Source organism: Stenotrophomonas sp. HMWF003 (genome assembly GCF_003061285.1).
GTDB lineage: Bacteria > Pseudomonadota > Gammaproteobacteria > Xanthomonadales > Xanthomonadaceae > Stenotrophomonas > Stenotrophomonas maltophilia_AP.
In genome coordinates, this window is sequence record NZ_QAIW01000094.1 from 1 (window position 1) to 9,735 (window position 9,735).

Annotated in this window: 7 protein-coding genes; 3 read left to right on the top strand and 4 right to left on the bottom strand. The window is 67.0% G+C overall.

Annotated elements, in window-relative coordinates; genetic code table 11:
- Together DBR34_RS03800 and DBR34_RS03805 are read right to left on the bottom strand one after the other, a co-directional pair.
- Positions 1-1,060: FAD-dependent oxidoreductase (locus tag DBR34_RS03800; protein ID WP_146186764.1), on the bottom strand; the 1,060-nt coding region annotated here is incomplete at its 3' end.
- 7 nt (positions 1,061-1,067) lie between these two features.
- Complete coding sequence (locus DBR34_RS03805) at positions 1,068-1,562, bottom strand: lipocalin family protein (protein WP_128095766.1); 495 nt, start codon at positions 1,560-1,562, stop codon at positions 1,068-1,070.
- 180 nt (positions 1,563-1,742) lie between these two features.
- Between DBR34_RS03805 and DBR34_RS03810 the strand changes: the two genes are divergently transcribed.
- The gene (locus DBR34_RS03810) at positions 1,743-1,991 is read left to right on the top strand and encodes a hypothetical protein (protein WP_128095767.1); all 249 of its coding nucleotides are present in this window, start codon (positions 1,743-1,745) and stop codon (positions 1,989-1,991) included.
- Positions 1,992-2,133: 142 nt separating this feature from the next.
- Entirely contained in the window at positions 2,134-4,533 is a 2,400-nt protein-coding gene (locus DBR34_RS03815) for a DUF3772 domain-containing protein (RefSeq protein WP_128095770.1), read from the top strand.
- Positions 4,534-4,548: 15 nt separating this feature from the next.
- Here the strand turns inward: DBR34_RS03815 and DBR34_RS03820 are convergent, their stop codons facing one another.
- Positions 4,549-6,651 (bottom strand): phosphoglycerol transferase I, encoded by a 2,103-nt coding sequence (locus DBR34_RS03820; protein ID WP_128095768.1) that lies wholly within the window; start codon positions 6,649-6,651, stop codon positions 4,549-4,551.
- Between the two features lie 218 nt (positions 6,652-6,869).
- Positions 6,870-8,558 carry an AarF/UbiB family protein gene (locus tag DBR34_RS03825; protein WP_128095769.1) on the bottom strand — a complete coding sequence of 563 codons (1,689 nt, stop codon included), beginning with the start codon at positions 8,556-8,558 and terminating at the stop codon, positions 6,870-6,872.
- Positions 8,559-8,692: 134 nt separating this feature from the next.
- Between DBR34_RS03825 and DBR34_RS03830 the strand changes: the two genes are divergently transcribed.
- Positions 8,693-9,631 carry a DUF808 domain-containing protein gene (locus DBR34_RS03830; protein ID WP_128095771.1) on the top strand — a complete coding sequence of 313 codons (939 nt, stop codon included), beginning with the start codon at positions 8,693-8,695 and terminating at the stop codon, positions 9,629-9,631.
- Positions 9,632-9,735 lie beyond the last annotated feature (104 nt).

Here is a 9,735-nt window from a genome sequence, read left to right on the forward strand (position 1 = left end):
GGGGGCCGAAGAAGGGCAGGCCGTCGGCGGTTTCGGCAAAGGTGCCGGCCCAGGAGAAGGCCGGCTGCAGCGGCAGGTGCGGGAACAGCGTGCCGACCTTCTTCAGCAGGCGCGCGGCCTTGGCCTCCACGCGGCGGTCGCGCCGGGCCGGAATATCCACCGCATCGTCCTCGCCGCCGATCAGCAGGCGCTGGTCGCCGGTGCTGCGCATGTACAGGTACGGCCGCGCGGACTCCCAGACCATGGTCTGGGCCAGTGGCCCCAGCAGATCCTCCGGGATCGGGTCGGTGATGAAGGCGTAGCTGCTGCGGTTGCGCGCCACCGACGACGACAGCCACCGCTGGTTGGCGTAGCCGGCGGCCATCACCACGTGGCCGCAGCGGATGCGCACGCCCTCGACGGTGGTGGCGGTCACGCCGCGCGCGGTGGGTTCCAAGGTGGCCAGCGTGGTGCGGTCGTGCACCTGGCAGCCGTTCTTCTGCAGCCGCGCCAGCAGGCGGTAGGTCAGGCAGTACGGGTCCACGCGGGCGGCCAGCCCGCTGAGGATGGCCCCGGGTGCGTCCAGGCTGAATTCGTCCTGCACCGCGTCGCGGTCCAGCCAGCGCACGTCGAAACCATGCCGCTGGCGCAGCGCGAACTCCTCCTGCAGCACGGCGCGGTGCCGGCGTTTGCTGGCGTAGTACAGGCTGTGCATGGGATGGCAGTCCACCCCCTTGAGCCCGCGCGCCACCTCGCGCAACGCGGGAATCGCCGCGGCGCAGGCCTGGTAGGCCTGCACGGCGGCGGTTTCACCGTACTGCCGGGCCAGGTCGATCAGGTGGGTGTCGATCTCGTACTGCAGCAGCGCGGTACTGGCGGCGGTGCTGCCCCAGCCGATGTCGCGTTGTTCGATCAACGCCACATCGTGGCCGTTGGCGCACAGCTCGTTGGCGATCAACGCACCGGTGATGCCACCGCCCACCACCAGCACATCGCACTGCAGGTCGTCGCGCAGGGGCGGGAAGGCGTGCATCAACCCGTTGCGCACCGCCCAGAACGGGTAACCACTTTTGAGGTCCATGCGGGGCTCAGGCGGTGGGGTGGCCGGTATGCGGGGTCTGGATCAGCGGCCCCAGGTCAAAGCCCTGCTGACGGGCCTGGGCCAGGTAGTGGTCCTGCACGGTGGTATCGAGGGTAGGGGTGCGCGACAGCAGCCACAGGTACTTGCGGTCGGGGCTGCCGACCAGCGCGACGCTGTAGTCCGGCGCTACCTGGATCACCCAGTAGTCGCCCTTGGTGAAGGGAAGCCAGCGCAGGCCCTTGGGCAGGAAGCTGACTTCCAGCCGCGCGCTGTCGTTGTCCACCGGGCAGGCTTCGCCTTCGGCTTCTTCAATCTCCCCGTCCATGCGGCAGCGGTTGAGCACGGCCACGTGGCCGTTCTCCTTCAGGCTGTAGTGCGCCGACACATCGGTGCACCCGTCCGGCTCGTGCTTCATGGGCAGGCGGGCGATTTCATACCAGGTGCCCAGGTAGCGCGGCAGCTTGAGGTCCGGAACGGTCTTGAGGTCGGCGTGTGTGTTCATGGGGTGCGCGAAGAGAAGGTGCAGCCACCATGCCGCGCCCACCGCCACGGGTAGGTGAAGCCGGCGCAGGCGCGGCGTGGAGAACGTTGCGTTGCCGGTGCGTGATGCACCGGCGCGGCAGGCGGCGCTATTCTGTGGCCGGGCGATGCCTGCCTGTTGTTCACTGCGATGGAGATGCCGATGTACCACGTGATCCTGCTCAAGAGCCCGACCGATTTTGCCCGCGCGCGCTGGGAGGCGGCCGAGGATGTGGTGGACCACGACGGCGTGGCGTACTCGCTGCGCGCCGGCCCACGCCAGCCGTTGCCCACCGACCACGCCTGGGACGAGGTGGCCGTGTATGCGCCCGACGAGATCAGCGAAGAGGAATTCCAGGACTGGTACGCCAGCCTGCGGCCGCAGGTGGAAGAGCTGCGCCTGAAGTACTGAGGGCTCGGTGCCGGGTGCATACCCGGCGTGAACGCACCCCGGTTTATAGTTCGCGCAGGCGCGGTGGTCCGCGCGAATCCCGTGGTGCGCCGGCTTGTCTTCCCGTCCTTTCCGTTCCTTCCTGCGGCCGCTGGCCTGGTTGATGCTGTGCACCTGGTTGAGCATGGCGCCCCTGGCGCTGGCCCAGGGCGATGATGCCGCCGCCGATGATCCGATTGCCCAGCTGGCACAAGCGGGCAAGGACCTGAAGCAGATCCAGGCTGCGGTCGAGACGGCCGATACCCCCGATACGCTCAAGACCCTGTCCGACCGGGCGCTGGCCGTGCAGCGCGACGCCGATGCGGCGCGCAATGCCCTGCAGCCCGAGCTGGAGCAGGTGGATGCCCGCGTGGCCCAACTGGGCGAGGTGGTGGAAGGCACCACCGAGGCACGCGATATCGCCGCCCAGCGCAAGGCGCTGAACCAGCAGCGCAGTGATCTTGCCTCGGCCATTGCGCGGGCCAAGCTGCTGGCCGGCGATGCCAAGCAGCTGGGCGCGGACATTGAAAAGATGCGCGTCACCCAGTTCAGCGAGGACCTGGCGCGCAAGGTCAACTCGCCGCTGTCGCCGTCGTTGTGGAAGCAGTTCGCGGTGCACGTGCCGGCCGACTACTCGCGGCTGGTGGTGCTCTACCGCCAGGGTGAGACCGCGGCGCGCAAGGCGATTGCCGAACACGGCTGGGGCGCGCCGCTGACCGGGCTGGCGCTGGCGCTGCTGATGTTCTTCCCGCTGCGGCTGTGGCTGCGCGCCGCCGGCCGCCGCTATGCCGCCTCCGAGCGCGCGCCCGACGGGCGCCTGCGCCGGTCCGGGCTGGCGGTGTGGCTGCTGGCGGTGGGCACGCTGCTGCCGGGCTTCGCGGCAGTGGTGCTGGTGGCTGCGCTGGACTCCATCGGGGCGATCCCGCCGCGGTTGCAGCAGCTGGCGCTGCATTTCCAGGTGGCCACGTTCGTGGCGGCCTTCATCACCGCGCTCAGCGCCTGCCTGCTGGTGCCCAAGCGACCGTCCTGGCGCCTGCTGAGCCTGGATGACACCGCGGCATGGCGGCTGCGCAAATACGCCTGGGGCGCGGCGGGGCTGACCTTCCTGAGCATCCTGCTGGTGGAGATCAACCGGGCCTCGCGCACCAGTGAGATCACCACGGTGGCGGTGGACGGCCTGATCGCGATCACCTACATGGCGCTGATCGTGGCCATTCTGGTGTCGCTGGCGCGCCTGCACCGTCGCCAGACCGACGAGGCCCAGGCCAAACTCGACGCGCAGACCGATTCCGGTGCAAAGCAGCCCAAGGCGCCGGTGCGCAGGAGCGGCTGGATCGTGCTGGCGCGGCTGGCCGGGCATGTGGTGGTGGCCGCGGCGGTGATCGCCACGCTGCTGGGCTACCTCAACCTGGCGTTGTTCGTGGCCCAGCAGCTGGTGTGGGGCGCGGTGGTGCTGCTGGCCGCCTCGTTGCTGCTGAAGTTCGCCGACGACCTGTCGCTGTGGCTGCTGTCGCCCACCAGCCGGGTGGGCAAGAGCATCGTGCTGACCACCGGGCTCAACGATGCCAAGGTGGAACAGGCCGGCGTGCTGCTGTCGGCGGTGCTGCGCATCGGCGTGATCCTGCTGGCGGTGCTGGCATTGACCGCGCCGTTCGGCAACCTCAATGCGTTCTTCAGCGCCATGGACTCGCTGTCCAACGGGCTCACCATCGGCACCACCACGCTCAAGCCCAGCAGCGTGCTGTATGCGGTGCTGGCCTTCCTGGTGGTGTGGGCGGTAATGCAGGCCTTCCAGAACTGGTTGACCAACACCTACCTGCCCAAGACCGACCTCGACGCCGGGGCGCGCAACTCCATCAGTACCGTCACCCGTTACCTGGGCATCATCGCCGCGGTGCTGTGGGGACTGACCGCGCTGGGCATCGGCTTTGAAAAGCTGGCGCTGGTGGTCAGTGCGCTGTCGGTGGGTATCGGCTTCGGCCTGCAGGCGATCACCCAGAACTTCGTGTCCGGCCTGATCCTGCTGGCCGAGCGCCCGGTGAAGATTGGCGACTGGGTGAAGCTGGGCGACCAGGAGGGCGACATCAAGCGGATCAGCGTGCGCTCCACCGAGATCCAGGTGGGCGACAAATCCACCCTGATCGTGCCGAACTCCGAGCTCATCACCAAGACCATCCGCAACATGACGATGGGCAATGCGCAGGGGCGCATCCAGATCCAGTTCGCGGTGCCGCTGAGCACCGACGTGGCGGCGGTGCGGCAGATTCTGCTGGACTGCTACACCGAGCACGTGGGCGTGCTGGCCGAGCCGGCACCGTCGGTGTTCATCGATTCGATCGCCAACGGGCAGGTAGCGATCAACAGCTTTGCGTACGTGTCCGGCCCGCGCGCGGTATACGGCGTGCGCAGCGACCTGTACTTCACGATGCTGCAGAAGTTCGCAGCGGCGCATATCGCGCTGTCCTCGCCGACCGACATCCACCTGGTCCGCGATCCGGCCGCGCCGCAGGAACCGCAGGGGTAACGACCCTGTGGATCCTTACCCGCGGTTGCCGCGGCGCGAGGGCACCAGCGCGAAGTTGTCCACGGCCAGCTTCTCGGCGTGGTTCAACCACGCGCGGATCTCCAGGTCGTCCACCTCGTGGTCCAGGCCGAACGGCACGCTGATGCGGCCGTCGGCATCGGGCTGCACCCACTGTTGGGCCACCACCACCTTGCGCTGCGACGACACCGCTTCGATCCAGAACCCCCGATCGGGCGACTGCTTGGCCACGAACTGCAGCATGTACTGGCCCGCGCGGGTGCGGCGGCCCTTCTGGGTGATCATGTGCGCCTGGCGGATGCTCGGGCGCGGCCCATTGAACGGCTCCAGCGGACCATCCACCGCGAAGCCGGTGCGCAGCGCATCGTCGCGGTACAGCTTGATGCCCTTGTCACGGTTGACCAGCATCGCGCACCAGTCGCCATCGGCCGAGCCGTCCTCGAATGCGGTACAGCGGTCCACGTAGGCCAGCGTGTTGGCCGGGTCGGCATCATCGAACTGCTTGGAGGTGTTCTCCAGGTACACCGACTTCAGGTCGAACTGCTTGTCGTACTCCAGCAGCACCGGCGGCTGCACATGCTGCAGGCCGATCACCACCTGGTTGTCGTCATCGATGCGCAGCTGGCGGGTCTTGTCGCCCAGCCACAGCGAACGCGAGAAGGCCAGGTAACGAGGGTAGTCCTTGCCGTTGTCACGCAACGCGGCGGCGCTGGCACTGTCGGTGCGTTCGGGATCCAGCAGCGAACGGCCGAAGCCGATCGCCTTGATGCCCGGGTCGATCAGGCTGAGCAGCGTGGCACCGGAATCCAGCGTGGAACCGGCGGTGGCCGCCAGCTGGCGCGGGGCGATGTCTTTGCCCAGGAACAGCAGCAGGTTCTCGCGCTTCTGCTTGGCCAGCACATGGCTGAGGTCGTTGGGCATGGCCAGGTGATCGGAGGCGATCACGATCAGGGTGTCTTCGCCATACGGGCTGGCCTGGATGCGATCGACCAGCTTGGCGATCAGGCCGTCGGTGCACTTGAGCGCGTTGAGCAGGCCGATGTTGCCGTATTCGCTCTGGTAGCGGGTGCGCTTGCAGGCCACCGGCAGGTGCCCGGCCGGGTGGTGGGTGTCCATGGTGAGCGTGGTCAGCATGAACGGCTGGCCGGCCTTGGACAGCTGCTCGAAGCGGTCATACGCTTTGTCCAGCAGCACGTCGTCGTGCACGCCCCAGGTGGAGAAGTGCGAGCGCGCAACCTTCTGGGTCTTGAACCAGGCCAAGTCGTCCACCGCGTCGAACCCGTGCGTGGCCAGGAACTGGCCCTTGCCGGCGAACTGCCCGTTGGCGCCGCCCAGGTAGTGATTGGTATACCCCTGCTGCTTGAGGTAGTCGCCCAGGCACACTGCTTCGGGCAGGAAGCTGCCCATGCGGCCCATGCTGTTCTCATCGTCCTTGGCGGTGGTCAGCGGCACGCCGCACATCGACGACACCAGGCCGGCGATGGTCCAGCCACCGCCCTCGGCAGACACTACGCCGCGCACATCCAGCGCCTGGCCGGCCAGCCGGTTGAGGTTGGGCATCAGGCCGGGGAAGGTGGTTTCATCGAGGTAGGTGCGCTCCAGGCTTTCGCCGTAGATCCACACGATGTTGCGCGGCTTGGCCAGCGCCTGTTGCGGGATCTTGTACTCGGGCGCAATGACGGTGTAATCCACCGGGCGCATCTGCTGGTACAGGCGCAGGCCGTCGCTGTACAGCGGGCTGACCGCAATGGCCACCAGCCACATCGCGACGAAACCCCCGAACACCGCCTTGCCGTGTTCGATGCGGCGCCAGCGCTGCATGCGTGCGGCCGCCAGCGGCAGCAGCGACACCAGCAGCAGTGCGATGTAGGCGGCGATGTAGCCCTTGAAATCGGCCACGCCGGCGCCTTCCATGTCGGCGCCCAGGTGATACAGCGTGGCCGCATTGAGCCCATCGCCGGACAACTTGTTGATCAACCACCACGTACTCAGCAGCACCAGCAGCAGTGACATCAGGCTGGCCTTCCACCATATCCACTTGCGCGAGGCGAGCAGTAACCAGGAGAGCAGCAACAGAGTCAGCAGCAGGATCCAGAGCATCGGCGGTATCGGTAGTGGAGACAGTTGGTGATGGACGTCATGACGACGTATTTCCCATCCGACCGGCTGTCCAACCACACCTGCATGACAAGCCGATGACCCGATCATGCATGCACGAACCTGACTGAAATGTTTGTTTCAGGATGCTGAAGCCGCGTTACAACGCATCGTGTTTTCAGGTGTAAAACGCACGTGAAGAAATGCACGGCATCGCAACATCACCGATGGCCGCGCTCTTCCTTCGAGCGTGCACGACGATCAAAGATCAGCGCGCTGAGGATGATGCCCAGGCCCAGTGCCACGCCGATCAACATCAAGGTGAATGCGATGGCGGGATAGCCGAACAGGTGCCAGCCGGTATCCACTTTCATCATCATCGCCGCAGCAAGAATCAACGCGGCGGTAACAATGCCGGCCGACACGCGGTTGGCGATCTTCTGCAGGTTTTCCATCAGGCGCGATTCTTCCAGTCCGGTCACTTTCATCTGCAGGCGGTTCTCGGCCAGCAGGGCAAGGATGTCGGACATCTTGCGCGGCCCTTCGCGCAGCAGCTGCTGTATCTCCATCGCTTCGCTGGCCAGGTTGGCCGCCGACAGCGATTTCTTCAGGCGCGCACGCATCACGTGCTGCAGCTGTTTTTCCACGATGCGGCGGGTGTCCAGGTCGGGCGACAGCAGCCGGCACACCGTTTCCAGGTTCAGCAATGCCTTGCCGAGCAGGCTCAGTTCCGGCGGCGTGCGCAGCCCGCTGGCGGTGGCGATGCGGACCAGGTCGAGCACCACGCGGCCCTCGGAGAAACTGGTGTTGGCCGCATAGCGCGCGATCATCTGACCGGTTTCGCGCAGGTAACGTTCTTCGTCGAACGATTCCAGGCGGGTACTGATGCCGATGATCTCATCGGCTACTTCCTCGCCACGTCCGTCCACGGCGGCGAACAGCAGCTTGAGCAGGCGCTCGCGCAGGCGCGGTGGCATGTGCGCGACCATGCCCAGGTCGAAGATGGCCAGGCGACCCTGTGGGGTGACGCGCAGGTTGCCCGGGTGCGGGTCGGCGTGGATCTCGCCATGCACGAAGATCTGGTCGATGTAGCCGCGGATCAACGCGGCGGCAAGCGGCGCCATCGGTTCTTCGGTGCGGCGCACATCGGGAATCATGTCCACCCGCACGCCGTTGGCCAGCTCCATGGTCAGCACGCGGTGGCTGCAGTAGTCCCAGATCGGCTGCGGCACCCACAGCGGCTTGAACGGCTTGAGGTGCTGGCCGAAGCGCTGCAGGTTTTCTGCCTCGGCCTGGTAGTCCAGCTCCTGCATCAAGGTCTTGGCGAACTCGTTGAGCCAGTCGCGCAGGCGGACCCGGCGGCCGACCTGGGTGAGATGGTCGGCGGCCAGCGCGAAGCTGCGCAGCACCTCAAGGTCCGAGCGCAGCTGCGCGGCGACTTCCGGCTTCTGCACCTTTACCGCCACCTCGCGGCCATCATGCAGCTGCGCGCGGTGCACCTGCGCAATGGAGGCACACCCCAGCGGCACCGGGTCGAAGCTGGCAAACAGCTTGGACACCGACGCGCCCAGCTCCTGCTCGATGATCTGTGCAATGCGCTCGACCGGAATCGGGGCCACCTTCTCCTGCATGCGTTCCAGCGCGGTGGCAAATTCCACCGGCACCATGTCCGGGCGGGTGGACAGCATCTGCCCCAGTTTCACGAAGGTGGGGCCGAGCGATTCCAGGTCGGTGACAAACTGCTCCGGATTGCCCTCGGGCGGCACGTCGTGCACCGCGCGGGCGTCCAGGTTCATGCCCGAAAACACCCCGGAGTTCCGGTAACGCAGCAGCAGGCGCAGGATCTGGCTGCGGCGGTTCATGCCTTTTACCAGCGATGGCGAGCCAGGGGCGACGGGCGTGGTATTCAAGCAGGGCTCCAGGACGGGTGTCCCCGGCAGTGTGCGGGCCGGGAGGTAGTGGGGCGGTGAATCCACCGGCATCTACCGCGAACGGGCCAGGATCGGGCAGAATCCACGCTTTCCGCTTGATCTATTGGATTGCCATGGCCGGTGCCAGCCTGTTTGCGTTGCTCGATGACATTGCCACGCTGTTGGACGACGTGTCGGTCCTGACCAAGGTCGCGGCCAAGAAAACCGCCGGCGTGCTGGGCGACGACCTGGCGCTGAACGCGCAGCAGGTCACCGGGGTCAACGCCAACCGCGAACTGCCGGTGGTGTGGGCGGTGGCCAAGGGCTCGCTGGTGAACAAGGCGATCCTGGTGCCGGCCGCGCTGGCGATCAGCGCGCTGGAGGCCTGGCTGCGCGGCAAGGGCTACCCGGTGCCGATCGTGGTGCCGCTGATGATGATCGGCGGCGCGTTCCTCTGCTACGAAGGCGTGGAGAAGCTGGCGCACCGCTTCCTGCATTCCAAGCAGGAGGACGAGCAGCACAAGGCCGAACGGGTCAAGGCGCTGGCCGACGAGAAGGTCGACATGGTGGCCTGGGAAGGCGAAAAGGTGAAGGGCGCGGTGCGCACCGACTTCATCCTGTCGGCCGAGATCATCGTGCTGTCGCTGGGCGTGGTGTCGGCCGCGCCGTTCCTCAACCAGGTCACCGCGCTGGTGGTGATTGCGCTGGCCATGACGGTGTTCGTGTACGGCTTGGTGGCCGGCATCGTGAAGCTGGACGACCTGGGCCTGTACCTGTCGCGCAAGGGCGCCGCCTTGGCGGCCTTCGGCCGTGGCCTGCTGATCACCGCGCCCTGGCTGATGAAGTTCCTGTCGGTGGCCGGCACCGCGGCGATGTTCCTGGTGGGTGGCGGCATCCTGGTGCACAACGTGCCGGCGCTGCACCATGCCGTGGTCGCGCTGGGCGGGGAAGGCCAGTGGGGGTGGCTGGTCAACGCGCTGGGCAACATGGTGGTGGGCGTGATCGCCGGTGCGATCGTGCTGGCCGCGGTGATGGGGTTCCAGAAGCTGCGCGGCAAGAAAGCGGCCCACTGACCGGGCCGCGGTCTGTCAGCGGGCGTTCCAGTCGCGCAGCGCCTCCAGCTCTGCGCGCGCGCCGGCCAGGCGGCGCCCGGACAAGGCATCGATCGCGCGCTGCA

Excerpts from the sequence above, each read along its gene's own strand:
- DBR34_RS03805 (WP_128095766.1), bottom strand. The coding sequence starts at position 1,562 with ATGAACACACACGCCGACCTCAAGACCGTTCCGGACCTCAAGCTGCCG.
- DBR34_RS03810 (WP_128095767.1), top strand. The coding sequence starts at position 1,743 with ATGTACCACGTGATCCTGCTCAAGAGCCCGACCGATTTTGCCCGCGCG.
- DBR34_RS03815 (WP_128095770.1), top strand. The coding sequence starts at position 2,134 with ATGCTGTGCACCTGGTTGAGCATGGCGCCCCTGGCGCTGGCCCAGGGC.
- DBR34_RS03820 (WP_128095768.1), bottom strand. The coding sequence starts at position 6,651 with ATGCTCTGGATCCTGCTGCTGACTCTGTTGCTGCTCTCCTGGTTACTG.
- DBR34_RS03830 (WP_128095771.1), top strand. The coding sequence starts at position 8,693 with ATGGCCGGTGCCAGCCTGTTTGCGTTGCTCGATGACATTGCCACGCTG.